Origin of the sequence: Aestuariibius insulae (assembly GCF_040783535.2) — a bacterium.
In the GTDB taxonomy this organism is placed as follows: domain Bacteria; phylum Pseudomonadota; class Alphaproteobacteria; order Rhodobacterales; family Rhodobacteraceae; genus Aestuariibius; species Aestuariibius insulae.
Genome location: NZ_JBFONW020000002.1, coordinates 413,666 through 432,707 on the forward strand (window position 1 = coordinate 413,666; position 19,042 = coordinate 432,707).

19 protein-coding genes are annotated in these 19,042 nt (G+C 60.2%); 13 read left to right on the forward strand and 6 right to left on the reverse strand.

Going from position 1 to position 19,042, the window contains the following annotated elements; translation table 11 throughout:
• Positions 1 to 362: 362 nt before the first annotated feature.
• The 3 genes from AAD018_RS08340 to AAD018_RS08350 are packed head-to-tail and all read left to right on the forward strand — an operon-like array spanning position 363 to position 2,684.
• Complete coding sequence (locus tag AAD018_RS08340) at positions 363 to 1,595, forward strand: hypothetical protein (RefSeq protein ID WP_367315037.1); 1,233 nt, start codon at positions 363 to 365, stop codon at positions 1,593 to 1,595.
• A gap of 2 nt (positions 1,596 to 1,597) precedes the next feature.
• On the forward strand, positions 1,598 to 1,888 hold the full coding sequence (locus AAD018_RS08345) for a hypothetical protein (RefSeq protein WP_367315039.1): 291 nt from the start codon (positions 1,598 to 1,600) through the stop codon (positions 1,886 to 1,888).
• A complete protein-coding gene (locus tag AAD018_RS08350; RefSeq protein WP_367315041.1) occupies positions 1,875 to 2,684 on the forward strand; it encodes a transporter substrate-binding domain-containing protein in 810 nt (269 codons plus the stop codon). Before AAD018_RS08345 ends, AAD018_RS08350 begins: the two co-directional genes overlap by 14 nt.
• 6 nt (positions 2,685 to 2,690) lie before the next feature.
• Here the strand turns inward: AAD018_RS08350 and AAD018_RS08355 are convergent, their stop codons facing one another.
• Positions 2,691 to 4,040, reverse strand: a complete 1,350-nt coding sequence (locus tag AAD018_RS08355; RefSeq protein WP_367315042.1) for a HupE/UreJ family protein — start codon at positions 4,038 to 4,040, stop codon at positions 2,691 to 2,693.
• On the opposite strand from AAD018_RS08355, the gene AAD018_RS08360 reads away from it, so the two are divergent.
• From AAD018_RS08360 to AAD018_RS08380, 5 genes are read left to right on the forward strand one after another with little or no spacing between them, the layout of a single operon-like run.
• The gene (locus AAD018_RS08360; RefSeq protein WP_367315043.1) at positions 4,033 to 4,851 is read left to right on the forward strand and encodes a DUF4198 domain-containing protein; all 819 of its coding nucleotides are present in this window, start codon (positions 4,033 to 4,035) and stop codon (positions 4,849 to 4,851) included. The two genes, AAD018_RS08355 and AAD018_RS08360, sit on opposite strands and share 8 nt — an antisense overlap.
• 37 nt (positions 4,852 to 4,888) lie before the next feature.
• Positions 4,889 to 5,767: a PfkB family carbohydrate kinase gene (locus AAD018_RS08365; protein WP_367315045.1), complete on the forward strand. Its 879-nt coding sequence runs from the start codon at positions 4,889 to 4,891 to the stop codon at positions 5,765 to 5,767.
• Positions 5,764 to 6,714, forward strand: a complete 951-nt coding sequence (locus AAD018_RS08370; RefSeq protein WP_367315046.1) for a pseudouridine-5'-phosphate glycosidase — start codon at positions 5,764 to 5,766, stop codon at positions 6,712 to 6,714. Before AAD018_RS08365 ends, AAD018_RS08370 begins: the two co-directional genes overlap by 4 nt.
• Before the next feature lie 34 nt (positions 6,715 to 6,748).
• The gene (locus tag AAD018_RS08375; RefSeq protein WP_367315047.1) at positions 6,749 to 7,477 is read left to right on the forward strand and encodes a DUF502 domain-containing protein; all 729 of its coding nucleotides are present in this window, start codon (positions 6,749 to 6,751) and stop codon (positions 7,475 to 7,477) included.
• A complete protein-coding gene (locus tag AAD018_RS08380; RefSeq protein ID WP_367315048.1) occupies positions 7,474 to 8,085 on the forward strand; it encodes a LysE/ArgO family amino acid transporter in 612 nt (203 codons plus the stop codon). Before AAD018_RS08375 ends, AAD018_RS08380 begins: the two co-directional genes overlap by 4 nt.
• Here AAD018_RS08380 and AAD018_RS08385 read toward each other — a convergent pair.
• Complete coding sequence (locus AAD018_RS08385; protein ID WP_367315049.1) at positions 8,082 to 8,201, reverse strand: entericidin A/B family lipoprotein; 120 nt, start codon at positions 8,199 to 8,201, stop codon at positions 8,082 to 8,084. The genes AAD018_RS08380 and AAD018_RS08385 overlap by 4 nt on opposite strands.
• A 66-nt stretch (positions 8,202 to 8,267) precedes the next feature.
• Complete coding sequence (locus AAD018_RS08390) at positions 8,268 to 9,308, reverse strand: patatin-like phospholipase family protein (RefSeq protein WP_367315050.1); 1,041 nt, start codon at positions 9,306 to 9,308, stop codon at positions 8,268 to 8,270.
• 174 nt (positions 9,309 to 9,482) lie between these two features.
• Between AAD018_RS08390 and AAD018_RS08395 the strand changes: the two genes are divergently transcribed.
• Positions 9,483 to 11,114 carry an NAD(P)-binding domain-containing protein gene (locus AAD018_RS08395; RefSeq protein ID WP_367315051.1) on the forward strand — a complete coding sequence of 544 codons (1,632 nt, stop codon included), beginning with the start codon at positions 9,483 to 9,485 and terminating at the stop codon, positions 11,112 to 11,114.
• 3 nt (positions 11,115 to 11,117) lie between these two features.
• On the opposite strand, the gene AAD018_RS08400 is transcribed toward AAD018_RS08395, so the two are convergent.
• Positions 11,118 to 11,891 carry a 3-hydroxybutyrate dehydrogenase gene (locus tag AAD018_RS08400; RefSeq protein WP_367315052.1) on the reverse strand — a complete coding sequence of 258 codons (774 nt, stop codon included), beginning with the start codon at positions 11,889 to 11,891 and terminating at the stop codon, positions 11,118 to 11,120.
• A gap of 266 nt (positions 11,892 to 12,157) precedes the next feature.
• On the opposite strand from AAD018_RS08400, the gene AAD018_RS08405 reads away from it, so the two are divergent.
• The 4 genes from AAD018_RS08405 to AAD018_RS08420 all read left to right on the forward strand — a co-directional run bounded on the left by AAD018_RS08405 (position 12,158) and on the right by AAD018_RS08420 (position 17,219).
• Positions 12,158 to 13,429, forward strand: a complete 1,272-nt coding sequence (locus AAD018_RS08405) for a calcium-binding protein (protein WP_367315053.1) — start codon at positions 12,158 to 12,160, stop codon at positions 13,427 to 13,429.
• Positions 13,430 to 13,669: 240 nt separating this feature from the next.
• The gene (locus AAD018_RS08410) at positions 13,670 to 14,758 is read left to right on the forward strand and encodes a calcium-binding protein (RefSeq protein WP_367315054.1); all 1,089 of its coding nucleotides are present in this window, start codon (positions 13,670 to 13,672) and stop codon (positions 14,756 to 14,758) included.
• A 164-nt stretch (positions 14,759 to 14,922) separates the two neighbouring features.
• The gene (locus AAD018_RS08415; RefSeq protein ID WP_367315055.1) at positions 14,923 to 15,153 is read left to right on the forward strand and encodes a hypothetical protein; all 231 of its coding nucleotides are present in this window, start codon (positions 14,923 to 14,925) and stop codon (positions 15,151 to 15,153) included.
• Between the two features lie 248 nt (positions 15,154 to 15,401).
• Positions 15,402 to 17,219, forward strand: a complete 1,818-nt coding sequence (locus AAD018_RS08420; RefSeq protein ID WP_367315056.1) for an extracellular solute-binding protein — start codon at positions 15,402 to 15,404, stop codon at positions 17,217 to 17,219.
• A gap of 128 nt (positions 17,220 to 17,347) precedes the next feature.
• Here AAD018_RS08420 and AAD018_RS08425 read toward each other — a convergent pair whose 3' ends face one another.
• Together AAD018_RS08425 and AAD018_RS08430 are read right to left on the reverse strand one after the other, a co-directional pair.
• Entirely contained in the window at positions 17,348 to 18,217 is an 870-nt protein-coding gene (locus tag AAD018_RS08425) for a DUF805 domain-containing protein (protein ID WP_412005217.1), read from the reverse strand.
• Between the two features lie 162 nt (positions 18,218 to 18,379).
• Positions 18,380 to 19,021, reverse strand: a complete 642-nt coding sequence (locus AAD018_RS08430) for a hypothetical protein (protein ID WP_367315058.1) — start codon at positions 19,019 to 19,021, stop codon at positions 18,380 to 18,382.
• Positions 19,022 to 19,042: the final 21 nt, after the last annotated feature.

Genomic DNA, 19,042 nt, shown 5'->3' on the forward strand with positions numbered 1-19,042 from the left:
CCATCAGCCCGCCTTCGCCTGTGAAGTGTGCGCGCCTTAGGCCAATCACATCGGAGTTGCAAGTAAAGACCTCACGTCAGCCCAACCTTGCTCGAATAGAAGAAATCTGTTAAGTTTCTGCCTCAAGTTGAATCTTTTGTACTTTTTTGTGTCATGCCGGAGGAGGGTTTACCGGTGAGTATTCAATTTTTTATTTCGATTATTTCGACTTATCTTGGCGCCGCTTATGATGGATCGCCCATCTGCCAGCCGATCAAGGACAAAAACCAAACCGTCTATTGCTGTGAAGCTTCCGAAGGTCGCAGCTGTTGCGCGGAGACGTTGGATAGCGACGGAACAGTCTCGGGCTGCGGGTGCCGACCATGAACTGGCCAGCAATCTGGATCGCGGGGGCGGTCCTGACGGGAGTTAATTCGGCACAGGCCCAAAATCTCGATGACAAATTTAATCTTAGGTTAAGCATCGCGCATTTTGGGTACAACGAACCTCAATTTGAAGCTCCTAGAGTAAGTATCGACCTCGCGGTGTCACAAAACAAGCCCTCGCTTACGAGTAACGACTGGATTGATAAGATAACACCTAATGGAAAACTGGGAGATTTACCGGGTTCTGACCGGACTGGATATAACTTCTACGAGTCCTTTGGCGATGCCTCCCTTATCGATGATTTCGCCCATTTTGAAATCGAAGCTCTTGGAATTGACGGAGAAACCGTCTTCTTTCCAAGAGGGGAAAGCTTTATCGTCAAACGGCTAGACAGGTCCTATTTCGGAGGACCCCTTCCCCTTACTGTTGAGCTGGACCGGACGGAATCCCTTGCCCGTCTCTACCGCAGTGAAATCAGCAAAGCTCTTCGTGATGGCAGTCTTGATGAAAGGACGTTCCAACGCGCTATATCCGCTGCGGAAACAGCAATTACCTATGATCCCAGGCTGGACAATTATCTGGCCTATCTCAAAGTGGTGAGGTCAAACCTCAGTTACGACGACATCCCTTTGGTCAGAAGTCCCGCAGGATCCAATGATCTCAATGAGCTTGATGGGTTTTCCGCCCTTACCGACCGGGAAAAGTGGATCATAAACCTCGAGCTTCTGGAGACGCTGTCTCTTAGCCAAAACCTGCGCCGGCCCTACGGCAACCATGGCCAGGTTCTCGATGTCGCGATCCAAGTTGGAACCGAGATGTTGAGAAGTATCGATTTTTCATCTGATATTGATGCAGATCTGCCGGTCGTCAGAGTGTATCAGACGCTAGCAGGTCTTCATGCTGCCAATGAGGATTGCATATCAACTGCGGAAAATTCTGCCAATGGATTAAGGCATGCCGAGGCGATTAGCATGTCGTGGACGGCGCAGCGGCGGCTTTTCATGGATTGGGCGGATTGTCTGGAACGGGTTACCCGCTACGGCGACGGTCGCCCGAAGGAGGTTTTACGTGCCTCAATCCAGACAGATCCTTTTCTGAAAGGGCTTTGGGCTGCCTATGTCGAGGCGGGAGATCGCGTCGAGAGCCGTCTGCGTCTTTCAACATCGGATGCAGATGCTCGAATTTTTGAGCTTTATGAATTTGCACGTAGCATTGAAGAGGGAATTTAGAGATGACAAGTGTTCCTAGGCGCCGCCAAAGGGTTCGTGCTGCTAATATCGGGTTGGACCAAGCGACCAAACGCTTCGTGGTTTATGCCGCCGTAATCGTAAGTTCGCTTATCGCGCTTTGCGTCATCTTCGTCGTGGCGCTCATGCCGATCTTCAAATCGGGTTTCTCGATTCCTGATGTGCTGCAAAACTGGGGCGGACTGATCATCGGCTTTTACTTCGGCTCTTTCATTACACTTCTCAAAGACTGGTCCCATGAAAGTGTAGATGCCTATACCGATGATCCGGAATAGCGCGCTGATCGCTTGCCTGCTGGCCGGGCCTCTCGTTGCAGATCCCCTTGGTGTGCCGTTCGACAGCGACTACGAACCGCTGTCCTATCTAAGCAACGGTGAACCCGATGGGTTCGACGTGGCCGTTGCCAGAGTAATTGCTGACGAGATCGGGGAAGATCTGACCTTTGCCGCCACCGATTTTAACACAATTCAAAGCGGGGAATGGCAGGACGACTGGGACTTCGCCGTCGCCTCGATGTCTCGGGATCCTACTCGAGAGACGCGGTTTCGATTCATTGGTCCCTATTACTATGACACGATCGTTCTTGTTTCGGCGAAGGGTGAGCCAGACGATCCGGCGGAGGAGGATAATGCCACTGCGCTTCCGATTGCAGGCGATCGGATCGGGGTCTGTCGGGGATGCATCTACAAAACCGCGATCCTGACCGGTCAGGTTGCCCTTGTGCCCGGGTCGGACTTGGAAGGGACTGACGTGACCTTTGTCGAGTTCTCCACTGATATCGATGCGCTTCTCCATCTGGGCCTTCCGTCACCCGAAGGGATCGATCACGTCCTGACGAGCTCCTATGTCGCAGATCAGTTCATCGGCGCCGGATATGAAGTCGCCATCTCAATAGATCAGCTTTTCATAGCTCCGGTTTGGATCGTCGTTCCAGCGGACGCGTCCGAGACAGAGGAGAAGGTCCGGCAGGCATTTGATCGATTATCGGCTGACGGCGCGATTGAGGCGCTTTGGAGAGACTTTTTTGAGCGGGATTACATTAACCCGGCGCAGATTTTGCAAGCCAACTGACCCCTCCTAAAGCAGCGTCCGTTCGATGACCCACCAGATGCCGACCAGTGCGATCGCGGCGGAGGCCGGGATGCTGACGAATTGGCGGTAGGCTTCGGTGCCGACGGATGCGGCGGCGACGCAGGTGGCGCAGAGAAAGCCGAGGACCGCAAGCGGCAGCAGGAAGGGCAGCACGTAGACCTGCATGAACTCGGGCATCGGATCCGCGCCGATCACGAGGCCTGCGCAGCACAGGAAGGCGAAGGCGATGTAGCCCGCGACGATCCCTGTCTCCATCCCCGCAATCCGCGAAGCGCGCAGCGCCGGGATCGAGATCGCGAAGGCGACAGCGATGACCACAAGCTGGCCGATCTCGACACCCACGTTGAAGCCGATCAGGGCGGGAATGAAGGCGCCTTCGGGCAGCCCGAACTCGCCCAGCACGCTGGCGAACCCCAGACCGTGCAGCAGACCGAAGCCGAAGATGACCGCGGGCCGCCACGGGGTGAGGCCCCGGGCAAAGATATTCTCAACCGCGACATAGACGATCGAGGCGGCGATGAGCGGCTCGACGATGTCAGGCGAGATGCGGACGATCCCGAGGGCGGCCATTGCGAGGGTGATCGTGTGAGCGAGCGTGAAGGCCGTGACCTGCCAGATCAAAGGGCGGATGCGGGCGGCGAGGAAGAAAAGGCCGAGAACGAAGAGGATATGATCGAGACCGAGCGGGATGATATGCTCGAAGCCGACCCAAATATACTCGAGGAAGGTGGAGCCTCCGCTGGCGGCACCGCCGCCTTCCAGCGCGATGGGAGGAGAGATCTCGCCACCGGTCAGGGTTTCGGTAGCCGGGTTCTCGACCCCCTGCTGCCGCAGAACGAGTGTGCCGTATTCCCGCGCCCAGCCGACGCTGACCGATTGCGCGCCTTCGGGGAGATCCGCTGTCATCGTGAGCATTGAGAGCCGGGTTTCCTCGGGACTATCGACCTGAGGGATCTCGACACCCTCCAGCCGTGGCTCGAGCGGGGCACCGCCGCTGGTGATCGTGATGTTGTCTGCAATACTGGGCCAGGCGGCGCGCAGACGCTCTTCCAAAGCGGCGGGGTCCAGCGCGTGGAGCGCGTCGTAGTCGGCCGCATTTTCGGCGGCATCGGTATCCTCGAGCCCGTCGAGATCCACGCCCGCCAGAATCGCTTCGAGGTTGAGGCGCGTCTCGATCGTGGCGACGCCGTCCTCCACGGACAGATCGGCGACGCTGGGAAAGACCTCATGGGCAAAAGCGGCGCGGGACAGGGCGATCCAGATCAACAGAGCGGTTGACACCAGCCGCCATGCAGCCACCTTCGCCTTGGTCAAATCGGAGATCCCCATGCGCATTCTTGCCGCCCTTCTCGCTTTGTGTCCGGCTGGTCTGGCCAGCGCCCATGAATTCTGGATCGAACCGGTCGACTATCAAGTCGCGACCGGCGATCCCCTTGCCGCTCATATCGTCAACGGAGAGGAATTCGAAGGCACCCGGTTCGCTTTTTTTCCACAAAGGTTCCAGCGCTTCGAGGTCACGGCGGGGAACGGGACCGACCCGCTGGGCGGGCGTCCAGGCGATATGCCCGCCGCGCAGCTGGATAACGCGGAGGATGGTCTGGTCGCGCTGGCCTATGTCTCGATGCCCGCCAAGGTGCGTTACGAGACGTTCGACAAGTTCCTGTCCTTTGCCGAGCATAAGGATTTCGCGGGGATCACGGCGCTGCACAATTCGCGCGATCTGCCCAAGCAGGATTTCGTCGAAAGCTACACGCGCTATGCCCGCACTCTGATCGCCGTCGGCGATGGAGGCGGGGAGGATGCGCCATCGGGGCTCGAGACCGAGATCGTTGCGCTTGCCAATCCCTATACCGCGCCGCTCGATGGTGTTCTGCCGGTGCGGGTGCTCTATCTCGGCGATCCGCGACCCGATGCGCAGGTCGAACTGTTCGAGAAGGCGCCGGACGGCGCGGTCGATATCACGCTGCACCGCACCGATACAGAAGGCGTGGCGTTGCTGCCGGTCAGGCCGGGGCACAGCTATCTGGCCGATGCGGTGATCCTGCGCGAGCCCTTGGAAGCGGCGCTTGCCGCCAACCCCGATGCGGTCTGGGAGACGCTCTGGGCGTCGCTGACCTTTGCCGTTCCGGGGACAGATCCGTCCTGACCTTGCACGGGGCAGCCAGCCGGGCGAAGAGGCGTTCATGAGCGAGATCATCTGTATCGGATCGGTCCTGTGGGACGTGATCGGGCGAAATCCTGACGCCATGCCGCTCGGCGCTGACAGGCCCGGGCGCATCACCCGGCTTCCGGGCGGGGTGGCAATGAATATCGCGATGACGCTGGCCAGGCTGAAGATGACGCCGGTTCTGCTGACGGCTTTGGGGCGCGACTATGCGGGGGACGCGCTGGTGCAAAGGGCGCGGGAGCTGGGGATGGTCACCGATCACATCCACCGCTCGGACAAGCCCACCGACACCTATATGGCCATCGAAGCGGCTGGAGAGCTGACGGCCGCCATCGCTGACGCCCATTCGCTCGAGGAAGCGGGCGATGCGATCCTTGCGCCGCTGGTCAAAGGCCCTATCGCCACGCAAGCTGCGCCTTATTCCGGGATCATCGCGCTGGACGGCAATCTCAAAGCCTCGCTTCTGGCACAGATCGCGGAGCATCCTGCCTTTGCAAAGGCCGATTTGAGAGTCGCACCTGCCTCGCCGGGCAAGATCCACCGGTTGAAGCCTTTTCTGGGCTGCGATCATGCAACGCTTTATCTGAACCTCGAAGAGGCCAATGCGCTGTCGGGTGTCGAGGCGGCCGACGCGAATGAGGCGCTGGCTGCGCTGGCTCGCGGGACCGGCGCGCGGATCCTTGTCACCGATGGGGCCCGTGCCGCCGCGAAGTCGAGCCCGCACGGCGTCGTTCGCGCCACGCCGCCCGCCGTTCTGGCCAAGCGCATTACCGGGGCGGGAGATACACTGATGGCTGCGCATATCGTGGCCGAGCTGGGCGGTGCGACCGGCACGGATGCACTGGCGCAAGCGCTGCAGGCCGCCGCCCGCTATGTGTCGGGAGAAGACCTATGATCGCCGTCGATCTGGCCCCGGGGATCGTGCCGGATCGGGACGCCGTGGTCGCGCTGGAAAGCACGATTATCACTCATGGGATGCCCTATCCGCAGAATGTCGAGACCGCGCGCCGGGTCGAGGATCAGATCCACAAGACAGGCGCCGTGCCTGCCACGATCGCGGTGATGGACGGACGGCTGAAGATCGGGCTGACAGATCCCGAACTGGAGGCGCTGGCGCAGGCGCGCGATGTGGCCAAGCTGTCGCGCGCGGATCTCGCCGCCTGCATGGCGCGCGGCGGCACCGGGGCGACCACAGTTTCGGCCACGATGATTGCCGCCGCCCATGCCGGGATCGCAGTTTTCGCGACCGGCGGGATCGGCGGGGTGCATCGCGGCGCGGAGCAGAGTTTCGACATCTCCGCCGATCTGACCGAACTGGCCCAGACACCTGTCACGGTCGTGGGGGCGGGCGCGAAGGCGATCCTCGATCTGCCCAAGACGCTTGAAGTGCTGGAGACGAACGGGGTGCCCGTTATTGCCTACGGGCAAGACGCCCTGCCCGCCTTCTGGTCGCGGGACAGCGGCCTGCCCGCGCCGCTGCGCGCCGACAGTGCCGCCGAGATCGCGCAGATGCATCTGGCCCGCCAGGCGCTTGGCCTGCCGGGGGGGCAGCTTGTGGCGAACCCGATCCCCGCCTCCACCGAGATCCCGCGCGAGGTGATCGATCCGATCATCTCGCAGGCGCTGGCCGAGGCCGAGGCCGAGGCGCAGGGCATCAGCGGCAAATCGGTTACACCCTTCCTGCTGCAGCGCATTTTCGAGCTGACGGAGGGGCGCTCTCTCGAGGCGAATATCGCGCTTGTGCTCAACAATGCGCGTCTTGCGGCAGAGATTGCACTAGAACTGCAAACCAAGACGCGGAAAGCAGAAAGTGCAGTTGTCCCGGGCGGTTCGCTCGCCTAGATAGGCGGCAACGCGGGGAGCCGAGACCGGTCCGATGACACAACCTTTCACGCCAGATCCACCTCCGGAGCGTCGCACGACGTTCCTGGGCCGGCTCAGAGCCAACTTTCTTGCCGGTCTTGTCGTGATCGCGCCCATCGGCCTGACCATCTGGCTGATCTGGACGGTGATCGGCTGGGTCGACGGCTTCGTTCTGCCGCTGATCCCGGACGGCTATCAGCCCGATATCCTGTTGCGCCGCTGGCTTGGCCCCGAGGTCGATGTGGACGACCGCGCCTCGATTCGGGGCGTTGGGGTCATCGTCTTCCTGCTCTTCACGATCATCATCGGATGGATGGCCAAGGGTCTGATCGGGCGGTCGATCATCCGCTCGGCCGAGCGTCTGGTCCAGCGCACGCCGGTCGTTCGCTCGATCTATAACGGCGTCAAGCAGATCGCCGAGACGGTCTTTGCCCAAACCGAATCGAGCTTCGAGAAAGCCTGCCTGATCGAATATCCCCGCCGCGGCATCTGGGCGGTCGGGTTCATCTCGACCACGACCAAGGGCGAGGTGCGCGCCAAGGCGGGCGGCTATGAGATGACGTCGGTCTTCGTGCCGACGACGCCGAACCCCACCTCGGGCTTTTTGCTGTTCCTGCCGACCGAGGATGTGGTGGAGCTGGATATGTCGGTCGAGGATGCGGCAAAGCTCGTGATCTCGGCCGGGCTGGTCTATCCGAACGGGGATCGCGAGTTGCTCGATCCGGTGCCTGCCTCCGGATGATCGCGGCGGCGGCCACGGGCTTTGTCACGGGGTTTTCGCTGATCCTGGCCATTGGCGCGCAGAACGCATTTGTGCTGCGACAAGGCCTGCTTCGGACGCATGTTTTCTGGCTGTGCCTGCTCTGCGCGACGTCGGATGCGCTGCTTATCACTGCAGGGGTCGCGGGCTTCAGCACGATCACCGAGGCGATCCCCGCCCTGCCCCGGATCATGGCGATTGGAGGCGCGCTGTTCCTGCTGGCGTACGGCGCGCTGCGGTTTCGCGCGGCCTGGATCGGCGATTACGAGATGACGCTAGCCGGGCAGTCGGCGGGCTTGTGGAAAACGCTGGCAACGGGCGCGGCCTTTACCTGGCTCAATCCCCATGTCTATCTCGACACGCTGGGCCTTGTTGGGGCGATCTCGCTGGGCTTTGCCGAAGGCGGCCCGCGGCTGGCCTACGGCATCGGAGCGGTCACGGCGTCTTTCGTGTTCTTTTTCTCGCTGGGCTACGGCGCGCGACTTCTCGCGCCGCTGCTGCAATCGGCGCGCGCCTGGAGGATCCTCGATATCGGGATCGGCCTTGTCATGTGGGCGCTGGCGGCGAAGCTGCTTGCGGGTCTGGCCTAGTTGGCGGCCCGCTGGATCGCCTGTCCGCTGCGTTGGATATCCTGGCCCACGCCCTGAACGGTGTTGCATCCCGCCAGGACGGCGAGGCTTAGTAGGGTAACGGCTAGTCGCGACATGGATCGTCGTCTCCTTTGGGTCCTGCCACTCTCAGGGCCGACCTTGTCGCGATCCCGGCCCAAAGGTCAATCGAACATCGCCCTGAGATCGACGGAACTCTGCCGACCCAGATCGGCCTTGTGATCGGTCAGGAACCGGTCCGCCGCCGCCTGCCCCGCCGATTTGAGCCGGGCGAGGATGGCGGGCTGCGGGATCAGCTTGGTCGCCACGTTCAGGTCGTTCATCAAGGCATCATCGGCGATCATATGAACCAGAACCTGCTTCATCTGACCGTCCTCGATCTTGCCGCTTTCGATCAGGCGGCGGACGAAGTCGATGGCGCGCAGCTCTCGCAGAAGCGATGTGTTGAAGCTGACCTCGTTGATGCGGTTCTGGATCGCCTGCGCATTGCGCGGCACCTCTTCCCGCACGATGGGATTGATGTTCACCACCACCAGATCATCGGGCAGATGCGGCTCGTAGAGTGGGAAGAGCGCGGGATTGCCGGTATAGCCGCCATCCCAGAACGCCTCGATCTGGCCAGTGCGGGGATCCTCGAACTCCACCGCCTTGAAGACCGTCGGCAGGCAGGCCGAAGCGAGGATCGCATCGGGAGAGATCTCCTCGCCCTGAAAGACGCGGATCTTGCCCGTTCGCACGTTCGTCGCGCAGACAAACAGCTCCGGGCCGTCTGTGGCGCAGACCTTGTCGTAGCTGAACTTTTCCACGATCGGACGCAGCGGATTGTCGACGAAGGCAGGCAACGTGTAGGGCGTGAAGAACCGCATCGCCATATCCATCGCCTGATAGGCCGGTGTCGTCTCAAGCGCACGCGCCATCACCGCCGAGGTCGGAGAAACCGAGGAGATCCACGCCGTCAAAACGTCATCGGTGACCGCGCCGACCTTGCTCCAGAGCCAGTCGAGATTTTCGCGCGCCCCCGCCTTGCCGCCAGAGATCATGCCCGATTTGACAGCGGCCCCGTTCAGCGCCCCGGCGGAGGTGCCGGAGATGGCGGCGATTTCGATATCGTCATCGGCGAGGATGCGGTCGAGCACGCCCCAGGTGAAGGCGCCATGCGCACCCCCGCCCTGCAGGGCCAGATTTATTTTCAGGGGATGCGTCATGCTGCAGTGCAATATAGCGCGCGCAGCATTAAGACCACCCGGCCGGGCAAAAGACCTGCGCGCATTTGACCGCTCCGTTCCCCATTTCGTGGAATTGACAACTTGCAGTTGTTTCTTTTCTTTTGGCAGACCCCGCCGGACACTGTCGGGGATAGACAGGGATCGGAGCGTATCTTGAGCAAATTGGTGAATTGCATCGTCGTCGGAACGGGCCCCGCGGGCCTTCAGGCAGGCTACCTGCTGAGGAAACAGGGCCTTTCCGTGCAGCTTCTGGAACGCGGAGACGCTGTGAGCGGGTTCTTCCGCCAGTTCCCGCGCCACCGCAATTTCATCTCGATCAACAAGGTCCATACCGGCCTTGCCGATCCCGAGGCGCGGTTGCGCTATGACTGGAATACGCTGCTGAACGACGAAGGTCTGAATGTCGGTGACTTCACGACGAAATACTTCCCCAAAGCAGACACTTACGTCGAATACCTCGAGCGGTTTGCCGAACAGCTTGAAGGCAACATCACCTTCAATGCCGATGTGAGCCGCATCTCTAAGGCGGACGGGATCTTTACCGTGACCTGCGCCGATGGCCGCGCCTTCAGGTCGGAACATGTGATCGTCGCCTCCGGCGTCACCAAGCCGTGGCTGCCGGAGGTCGAAGGGATCGAACTAACCGACAATTACATGACCTTCGACAAGGACGGGAGCCGCTATAACGGCAAGCGCGTGTTGATTCTGGGCAAGGGCAACTCTGCTTTCGAGACGGCCGAGCAGCTGATCGAACATGCCGCCTCGATCCACGTGATGAGCCCCAATCCCATCAAGTTCGCCTGGAACACCCATTTCGTGGGCCATGTCCGCGCGGTGAACAACAACTTCATCGACACCTATCAGCTGAAATCGCAGAACGCCGTCGTCGATGCCGAACCCATGCGGATCGAGAAAAACGGCGATGTCTTTACGGTGCGCGCGAAGATGACGGCGGCCGAGGGTCACGAGATCGTCCTCGATTACGATCACATCCTGTGCTGCACCGGCTTCCGCTTCGATGCGGAGATCTTTGACGAGGCGATCCGGCCCGACATGCAGCATTTCGGCAAATTCCCGAAGATGACCGCGCAATGGGAGGCGGAGACGGCGGAGAACCTCTGGTTCGCCGGGACGGTCATGCAAAGCCGCGACTTCAAGAAGACGATGTCCGGCTTTGTCCACGGCTTCCGGCACAATATCGCGGCGCTCACGCAGTTCATTGCGGGCCGTGTGAACGGGACGCCCTATCCCTCAAGCCGTGTGCCTCTGAACGAGGCTGCCCTGATCGACACGATCATCGACCGGATCAGTCTTTCGTCGGGTATGTTCTTGCAGCCCGGCTTTCTCGGCGATGTGATCGTGACGGATGGAGCCGAGGCGGGCACGCATTATCGTGACGTGCCTGTCGACTGGGTTCGGGACGGCGCGCTTGCCCGCGATTTTCTGATGGTGACGCTGGAATTCGGCAATTTCGGCACGACGCCCACCCATGTCAAACGCGCCCATACCGCCTATGGGGGCGAGCCCGATCCGTTCATTCACCCCGTCCTGCGCCACTACCGAAGTGGAGAGCTGGTCGCGACCACGCATCTGTCCGATCACCTCGATTCCGACTGGCGCCGCCCCGCCGACAAAGAAGCAGGCGCGGGCACGGTGACTGCCATGACCTTCCACGATCTGGGCGAGACGCTCCCCGTGGCCGAGGTCGCGCGCGATCAGATCCGAACCTTCCTGACTGCGCAGGGCATCGGCCAACCGATGCAGGCTGCAACCGCCGCCGAATAGGCGCTAGAGCGCCGTCCAGCCGCCGTCGACACTGATCGTCGTGCCGGTGATCTGGGCGGCGGCGTCCGAACAGAGGAACTGCGCGACCCCGCCCAGCTGCTCGGTGGTGGCGAATTCCTTGGACGGCTGCCGCTTGAGCAGGACCTCGCGGATCGCGGTCTCCCGGTCCATGCCGTATTGCTCCATCGTGTCGGGGATCTGGCTCTCGACCAGCGGCGTCATCACGTAGCCGGGGCAGATTGCATTGGCCGTGATCGGCTCTTCGGCCGTCTCCAGCGCGATGACCTTGGTCATGCCCACGACGCCGTGCTTGGCGCTGACATAGGCCGATTTATAGGGCGAGGCTGTCAGACCATGCGCCGAGGCGATGTTGATCACGCGTCCCCAGCCCGCCTCGCGCATCATCGGCAAAGCGACCGCCGCCGTGTGAAAGGCCGAGGAGAGCATGATCGCGATGATCGCATCCCATTTGGCCGCCGGAAACTCTTCGATCGGGGCGACATGCTGGATACCCGCATTGTTGATCAGGATATCGCAGCGCCCCGCCTCCTCGACCAGCCCGCGCGCCTTGTCCCCGTTCGACAGATCCGCTTGGATATACCGCGCCTTCGTTCCGGTCTGGTCCGAAATCTCCTTGGCCAGCGCGTGATCCTCGTCATTGTCGGTATAGGAGTTCAGCACGACATCGGCCCCCGCCTTCGCCAGCTCCCGCGCGACCCCCAGCCCGATCCCCGAATTGGACCCGGTGATGATTGCGGTCTTTCCCTTGAGGTTCATTGCGGCGCTCCTTGATCTGCCCTGACGCTTGAATATGGGGCATTTGCCGCGACCGGGCAGGGAAAGTCACGCCCGATCCGCCACTTTCCCGCCCTGACTGACCCGCTCCTGGCGAGCGGGTCCCTCGCTTGGCAAATTTGCAGCGCCCGGAAGAAAGTCACCCGAGGGTCTTTCATCTCCTGATCAAGTTCTGATGATCACCCGCAGGTAGACTCGATTTTTCACTCCCGATTGTTTGCGGACCTTCATTTCTCTGGAGACGACACATGATTATCAATGCAACACCGACGGGCTTTATCAACGTTACGTCCATGCCAGGCGCTGAAGTCTTGACCGGCGTCAGGGTGGTCGGGACTGACATCGTCTATGACAAGGCGGGCCTCCCGATTTCGGGCACCGTTACCACAATCGCCGTTTTCGACGAATCGTTCTCGGCACCGAATTCCGGGGACGTTAACGGGCCGAACGATACCGCACGCTACTCCAACATCAGCGTCGATATCGAGGATCTGAGCTTTCTCGGTTCAGACTGGTACACCCCTGGCTTTTTCCTCCAGCTCCAGACAGTCCTCTCCGATCTTGGATATGACGCGCCTGATGTCACACTGATCGACACTCGCACTTTCTTTCCACAAGACATTGAAACAGGTGCTGGTGATGACACGGTTCGAACCGGATCTGGCAACGATACGATCCGAACCGGTGATGGTGGCGATCGCGTCTTTGGTGGCAGGGGCGATGACATCATCTACGGAGAAGACGGAAATGACGATCTGCGCGGCAATGACGGAGCAGACCAGATCTTCGGCGGGTTGGGTGACGATTTCGTAGGCGGTGGCGCCGGCAATGATTTTCTCGTGGGCGGAGAGGGAAACGATACGCTCATGGGCAATGTCGGAGATGACCGCATGGAGGGGGGATTAGGCAACGATAGGCTCTATGGCCAGAATGGCGACGACTTCATGCTCGCAGGAGCCGGAAACGATCAACTCTATGGCGGTGCGGGCAATGATTTTCTCATCGTACGCAACTTCGACAGCGAAGGCGGCGATGGCAACAACCGACTAAACGGCGGAGAGGGGCGCGACACCCTCATCGGCGGCGACGGAATCGATATTCTCATCGGAGGAGGCGGTCGGGATACCCTTGCAAGCGGCGGCGGCACGGACATCCTCAAAGGCGGTCCCGGGGATGACGTGCTTGTCGCTGTCGACTTCTACTCCGAAGGCGACGCTCCCGACAGCCTCAAGGGCGGTGCCGGTGCCGATGTCTTCCAGTTCTACGAAGGTATCTATAATGCCAACGCAGTCGTAGTCGATTTCAACGTGGAAGAGGATATCCTGAATACAGTCCAGCGCGAGGACACGACCGCTCAGGAACAGTTCGACCTCTTTCTGGCGGGGGCCGTTCAGGACGGGGACGATGTGGTCTGGACCGACACCACCGGCAATTCCACGGCCCGCATCGAAAATCTCGATCTGGACGATCTCAGCATCGATAATTTCATGGAAGACTTCGGCCGAGACGAACTCTTCTGAACTCAAAGCTCCATCGCGTTGCGGCGGAGCCCACTTCGCCGCACGCCTGAAAAAAAGCCCGCACGACGCGGGCGTTAGGGTATTGAGGCGGGTTTCGTAGAGGCAAGCATTTGAAGTATTGCCGAGAGACTCGGCTCGGGTACCTTCCATCTTCCCGCCAAACGCAGACACTCACGCCTAGGTAGAATCGATTTTCCCATTTCCGATTGTTGACGGACCTTATTTCTCAGGAGACACGACATGATTATTGACGCGACATCAACAGGTTTCACGAACGAACTCTCGTTACCCGGGATACCCTTCCCTCACGGAGTACGAGTTACAGGTATCGATATCGTTTACGATGAAGATGGACTGCCGAAATCCGGAACGATCACAGGGATCGCCCTGTTCGCACTGGATCCAAACCGCCCATCCCTTCCAGATATCGCGCAGCAATATACGGATCTGTCCTTGCCGGTCGAAGACCTCATTGTCTTTGATCCGGAGTGGTTCGGCTTCGATGCGTTCGGCGGGATACAGTCGCTCGGTTCTGACCTCGTTCTGCAGATCGCGTATGGTGGGTTTCTTGGGTCTACGGATGCCGATTACAACATCGTGTCCGTTTCACCGAGCTTCATAGACGACATCACAACTGGCGCAGGTGACGACCAAATAAATATCTCAACCTTGGTAGGTACCATCGAGAGCGGTGCCGGGGATGACGTCATCCGAATTGAGAGGGGCGAGACGACGATCTACGCAGGTGATGGCGATGATCTCGTTCATGCCGGCGACGGCTCGGATCTGATCTACGGCGGTGACGGGAATGACGATCTGCGCGGTGGCGGCGGTAGGGACAGGATCGAAGGCGGGGCGGGCAGTGACTTCATCGGCGGGGGCGCCGGCGATGATCTTATCTTCGGCGGAGAAGATGATGACGTTCTCATGGGAAATACCGGAGATGATACTATACTCGGAGGAGCTGGTGACGACGAACTCTATGGTCAGGATGGTGACGACAGTCTTAACGGAGGTGCCGGAGACGACCGGATTGCTGGGGGCGCTGGCAACGATTGGATCGTAGGCGAAGAAGGTAACGATCGCATCGGTGGCAAGACCGGCGATGACCTTATTCGCGGAGGACGTGGAGATGACCGGATTTGGGGAAACGATGGAGCGGATCGCCTTTTCGGGGATAGCGGGAATGACCGGATCTATGCCGGAGACGGAAATGATCTATTAGACGGCGGTCTCGGAGACGACATTCTTCGCGGGGGCAAAGGCGAAGATGTCATCATAGACGATGCGGGAACAATCTTCTTTATGGCGATGAAGGGGATGACCTGATTGCTAATCTTGATGGAAAGGGCGAGCTTTTTGGAGGAAGTGGAAACGACACCCTTGCCGCCTTAAATCTCTTCGGAACTGACGCCGAACAAAGCAGTCTGACGGGAGGATCTGGTTCGGATACATTCCAGTTCTACAATGATTTTGCGGCCGGGAACGTGACGGTGACCGATTTTGACCCCACCGAGGATCTGATCACACTTCGTGGCCGATCAGAACTAACCGCCGAGGAGCAATACGACCTCTTTATGACGAACGCGATCCAGTCTGGAGAGGACATTGTCTGGACCGATACAAGCGGAGACTACACAGCCCGTCTGTCCAAGGCGGATCTGGACGATTTGACCGTCGATCATTTCTCCGAGGCTCCCGACTTCTTAGTCTACCCTTTTTGACGTCGAAGAGCAGGCCACGGTTCTCTGAGCTGTGGTCGGCCACCCGTTTTCCCACCGCCAAAAAAAACGCCCGCACGAAGCGGGCGCTAAGTTATTGAGGCAGGTTTCATACAGGCAAGAAACCTATCGAGCAGTGACATCTTTATAAGCAATCCGCCGCCCGCTTCCAAGCTAAAAGTTTGAAAAGGTTGGGATGCCCGTCTAGGGTCGTCGCAAAACCGAACGAAATAAGGGGAGGCCACCGGGCGATGGCATCGAAATTTTATTCTCTCGTCCGTGCTGCCGGTCTTGCTCTTTCCTTAACGTCACTCCCTCACCTCGCCGCCGCCGAGCCAAGCCACGCTATCGCTATGTATGGGGAGCCTGCTTTGCCCCCAGATTTCGTGTCTCTGCCCTACGTGAACCCCGATGCACCGACCGGCGGGCGAATCGTCACTGGCGAGGTCAGCAGCTTCGACAGCCTCAACCCCTATATCCGGCGCGGCACTGTCCCCTGGCAGCTTCGCTTTCTCGCGGTGGAAAGCCTGATGGGCCGCTCTTGGGACGAGCCCTTCACGCTTTACGGTCTTCTGGCCGAGACGATTGAGACGGGGCCGAATCGCGAATGGGTCGAATTCACCCTGCGCGAGGAGGCGCGCTTTTCCGACGGCTCTCCGGTGACGGTCGAGGACGTGATGTGGAGCTACGAGACGCTCGGCACCGAGGGCCATCCGCGTTACCTCAATTTCTGGACCAAGGTCGAGAGCATGGAGCAGACCGGCGAGCGGTCCGTGCGCTTTACTTTCAACGAGGAGAACCGCGAGCTAGCGCTGATCACGGGCCTGCGTCCGATCCTCAAGAAGGCGCAGTGGGACGACACCGATTTCACCCGCAGCGGTGTGGATGTCATCCCGATCACGACGGCGCCTTATGTGGTCGACGAGGTGGTGCCCGGGCGGGTTCTGTCACTGAAGCGCGATCCCGATTACTGGGGCAACGATCTGCCGTTCCGGCGCGGCACCCATAACCTTGATGAGATTCGGATCGAGTTCTTCGGCGACGGCACTGCCCAGTTCGAGGCGTTCAAGGCGGGCATCCTCAACTCAAATCGCGAGTTCAACGTCGCCAAATGGGACAGCCAGTACGACTTCCCGGCCATCGACAGCGGCGACGTCATTAAATCGGTGATCCCGCATCAGCGGCCCTCGGGCATGACAGGCTATGTCATGAATACCCGCAAGGCGCCCTTCGACGACTGGCGGGTGCGCGATGCGATGATCGTGGCCTTCAATTACGAGTTCATCAACGAGACGATTACCGGCGGCGAGCAGCCCCGCATCACCTCGTATTTCTCGAACTCGATCCTCGGGATGGAGCATGGGCCTGCCGAAGGGCGTGTCGCCGAGTTCCTCGACCCCTTCGCAGATCAGCTTTTGCCCGGCACGCTGGAGGGCTATTCGCTGCCCGTCTCAGACGGCTCGGAACGCAATCGGGCGGGCACCCGCGAAGCTCTCGCGCGGCTGGAGGAGGCCGGATGGACCATCCAGGACGGCGCGCTCAAGAACGAGGCAGGCGAGCCCTTCGCCTTCGAGATCCTTTTCCGGCAAGGCGATATGGAGAACACCTCGATCATCGACATCTATGTCGAAGCGCTTCAGCGGCTTGGCATGGATGTGACGGTGAGCATGATCGATTCCGCGCAATATACCGAGCGGACGGCGGCCTTTGAATACGACATGACGTTCTACCGGCGCGATCTGTCGCTGTCTCCCGGCAACGAGCAGTACCTCTATTTCGGCTCCGAAGAGGCCGAGACTCCGGGCGGCCGCAACTCCGCCGGCGTCAAGGATCCCGTGGTGGACGCGCTGATCGACCGGCTCCTGAACTCAGAGAGCCAAGAGGATTTCCGCGCCTCCACCAAGGCGCTCGACCGGGTGCTGATGGCGGGCCGCTACGTAATCCCGATCTACCAGTACAATGTCAGCCGCATCGCGCATGCCAAGGAGCTGAAGTTCCCCGAGACGCTCCCGATCTACGGCGACAGCACCAGCTGGCAACCCGATGTCTGGTGGTATGAGGAGAACTAGCGCCCTCCTCCTTTTGCTCGTCTGGCTGACCGCCTGCACACCCGCAAGGGTCGTGACCAAGGCGGGAACGACGGCCGTCAAGGTCACAGGATCCGCAGCGGTCGGCGTAGGTAAGGCGGCCTTCTAGCTTAGACAGGTTTCGCGCAGTCCTGGGTTGAGACCTCGATCAAACCGATCGGAGCGCCGTCCTCGTAGGCGAAACGTTCGCGAATGACGGCCCCTGCATCGAGCAAAGCGGAAAAGAACGCGTGACCGCATAGATATTCTACGGTGTCCGCAGCCCAGTCATCGGTCATCTCGATGTCGGTCTCTTCCTTCTCGAGCAGATAGAGCCGCGTCATCACATGCCCGGAGGTTTCGATCTGTGCTAATGTCGTGACCTCATCGACCTGGACAGGAAGAACCGCCTGATCGGCGATGTTCTGAAGATAGGTGTCTATCCCCGAAGTCCTGATGTGAAAGTCGAAATAGATCGCCTCCTCCGCCGCGCTGAGCGGCATCTGTGTCTCGCGCTTCAGTGCCAGCGTCTCGCTATAGGGAACCGCCGCGCGCGCCATCCCGAAGAACGCGACGCCGATCAGCCCTCCGGGCACCCCGGCAAGCAGGTGAGGATCATCGCTGTCCGGGTCCGATGATTTCGTGAACAACAAGACCAGGCAGATAAGCGGCACGAGCGAAAGGAGACCGGTCCACCGGCTCCATCCCATATCGCGCGCACGCGCCGCACTCATACGGCCAAGAACGGCGCCGGCGATGAGAAGCCAGATCCCCGCAAGAAGGAAAAGAGCCCAGATAAGCTGCGCGACGACTGCGTCGATCGTGAACACAAAGAGAAAGGACACCCCGGCAATTGCGAAGGTCAGAAAGCCGTACCACGCAAAGTAAGGTCCCCGGCGAAGGTGATCTCCGTTGTCCAGAAGGAGTATACCGATCAGGCTTCCAGCGAAAAGAAGCGCGAAGGTCAGGAGCGTCAGTTCGGTGTCGCTAAGGGCAAGCACGGCGATGCTAAAGGTCTCAAACAAATGTCTATCCAGCTCTCAAATCCGCCCCGCCGGATGCTGGATGCCCGTGCGGATCCTTGAAGGCCATAGCCTCAGCGGTGATTGGTTGAGACGGGGTTCGACTTTTGCGCGAGTGCGGCCCTGCCGCCACGCCGGATCCTAGCGGTCGCGGATTTTGGCGAAGAGGCGTTTGTTGAGGCGCACGAAGTCCTCGAGCGCACCGCCCAGACCGCCCATTTGCTGTCCCTTGAGGTAAAGGAACCCGGCTGTCGCGCCGAGGGTCGCTCCGGCCATGTCGACGATCAGGTCGTACATCGTATCGATCAGGCCCGATTTTTGCATGTTCAGGCCAAAGATCTGGTCCATCGCGAATTCGAAGATTTCCCAGATCGCGCCGACCGACATGGCGACGCAAAAGCTCAGGAACGCGATAGCTAACGGCGGCGCTGCGTATCGGTCGCCTTCGAAGAGCATGAAGATGAAGAGAAACCCGAACATCCCGAATGACACCGCCGAACCGAAGTGGAGCGCGATGTCCCACCACCAGTAACGCTCATAGAAATCGAAGGCCTCTCCCAGAAAGACGGTCGCGAAGATGAAAAAGACAATGGCCGACAGGAAACTGCGCGGCAGCCGGACACCTGTCAGATGGGCGACGTAATGCGGCAGGTAGGTCAGCGCCAGCGCGGCCAGCGCGACGAAGACCAGCGACCAAAGACCGACAAACGCGCCAGCCAGCGCCGAGACGACAAGCGCGCCTTGCAGGACCTTGGCGACGATGGCGGGACGATCTGTGGGCACGGGTTAAGCCTCTTCATCGGC

Bases quoted from the DNA above. Each gene is read 5' to 3' on its own strand.
- AAD018_RS08360 (WP_367315043.1), top strand. From the start codon at position 4,033: ATGCGCATTCTTGCCGCCCTTCTCGCTTTGTGTCCGGCTGGTCTGGCC.
- AAD018_RS08380 (WP_367315048.1), top strand. From the start codon at position 7,474: ATGATCGCGGCGGCGGCCACGGGCTTTGTCACGGGGTTTTCGCTGATC.
- AAD018_RS08400 (WP_367315052.1), bottom strand. From the start codon at position 11,891: ATGAACCTCAAGGGAAAGACCGCAATCATCACCGGGTCCAATTCGGGG.
- AAD018_RS08420 (WP_367315056.1), top strand. From the start codon at position 15,402: ATGGCATCGAAATTTTATTCTCTCGTCCGTGCTGCCGGTCTTGCTCTT.
- AAD018_RS08345 (WP_367315039.1), top strand. From the start codon at position 1,598: ATGACAAGTGTTCCTAGGCGCCGCCAAAGGGTTCGTGCTGCTAATATC.
- AAD018_RS08390 (WP_367315050.1), bottom strand. From the start codon at position 9,308: ATGACGCATCCCCTGAAAATAAATCTGGCCCTGCAGGGCGGGGGTGCG.
- AAD018_RS08340 (WP_367315037.1), top strand. From the start codon at position 363: ATGAACTGGCCAGCAATCTGGATCGCGGGGGCGGTCCTGACGGGAGTT.
- AAD018_RS08375 (WP_367315047.1), top strand. From the start codon at position 6,749: ATGACACAACCTTTCACGCCAGATCCACCTCCGGAGCGTCGCACGACG.
- AAD018_RS08365 (WP_367315045.1), top strand. From the start codon at position 4,889: ATGAGCGAGATCATCTGTATCGGATCGGTCCTGTGGGACGTGATCGGG.
- AAD018_RS08370 (WP_367315046.1), top strand. From the start codon at position 5,764: ATGATCGCCGTCGATCTGGCCCCGGGGATCGTGCCGGATCGGGACGCC.
- AAD018_RS08355 (WP_367315042.1), bottom strand. From the start codon at position 4,040: ATGCGCATGGGGATCTCCGATTTGACCAAGGCGAAGGTGGCTGCATGG.
- AAD018_RS08405 (WP_367315053.1), top strand. From the start codon at position 12,158: ATGATTATCAATGCAACACCGACGGGCTTTATCAACGTTACGTCCATG.
- AAD018_RS08350 (WP_367315041.1), top strand. From the start codon at position 1,875: ATGATCCGGAATAGCGCGCTGATCGCTTGCCTGCTGGCCGGGCCTCTC.
- AAD018_RS08410 (WP_367315054.1), top strand. From the start codon at position 13,670: ATGATTATTGACGCGACATCAACAGGTTTCACGAACGAACTCTCGTTA.
- AAD018_RS08385 (WP_367315049.1), bottom strand. From the start codon at position 8,201: ATGTCGCGACTAGCCGTTACCCTACTAAGCCTCGCCGTCCTGGCGGGA.